This window comes from Streptomyces polygonati (genome assembly GCF_042650325.1).
GTDB classification, from domain to species: domain Bacteria; phylum Actinomycetota; class Actinomycetes; order Streptomycetales; family Streptomycetaceae; genus Actinacidiphila; species Actinacidiphila polygonati.
This window is the reverse complement of sequence record NZ_JBHSBB010000062.1, coordinates 1-656: the sequence shown is the minus strand read 5'-3', so window position 1 is coordinate 656 and position 656 is coordinate 1. Positions and strand designations below refer to the sequence as shown.

General features: G+C 69.8%; 1 pseudogene. It reads left to right on the top strand.

The window, feature by feature from the left end:
• Positions 1-656, top strand: a pseudogene (locus ACFO3J_RS35925) (transposase family protein); the annotation flags it as partial.

The window sequence follows — 656 nt, the reverse complement described above, 5'->3', positions numbered from 1 at the left end:
CTGCCGTACTGGACCTGCCCCATGCTCTGGTCGAGTGGGTCACGATGCTCGTCGTCACCCGGGAGGGCGACCGGCGGTGCAAACTGCCGCCGCACCGCCGTGCGCTGGTTGCACTCGTGTACACGCGTCGCCACGACACCCTTGCCCGTATCGCGGCGGCCTTCGGGATATCGGTCGGCACCGCACACGCCTACGTCACCGCGGTCACCGGTCTGCTCGCCAAGCAGGCGCCGGGCCTGCTGAAGACACTGCGCGAGCACGACCCGGACTTCGTCCTTCTGGACGGCACACTCGCCGAATGCGACCGCGTCGGCGATGGCAAGGCCGACTACTCCGCGAAGCACAAGCGGCACGGGGTGAACGTACAGGTCGTCACCGACCCGGCCGGCGAGATCCTGTGGCTGTCGCCGGCCCTGCTGGACCGAACCCACGACCTGACGGCCGCCCGCACCCACAAGATCCTCCGGATCTGCGCGCCAGGGCGTCCCGATCCTCGCCGACATGGCCTACATCGGCGTGGGCGACTGGGTCACCACCGCCAAGCGCCGCCCGCCAGGCGGTGAACTCACCCTCACCGAACGGACCACGAACCGGGCCCTGTCCGCAGCCCGGGCACCCGTCGAGCGAGGCATTGGCACGGCTGAAGTCCTGGCAGA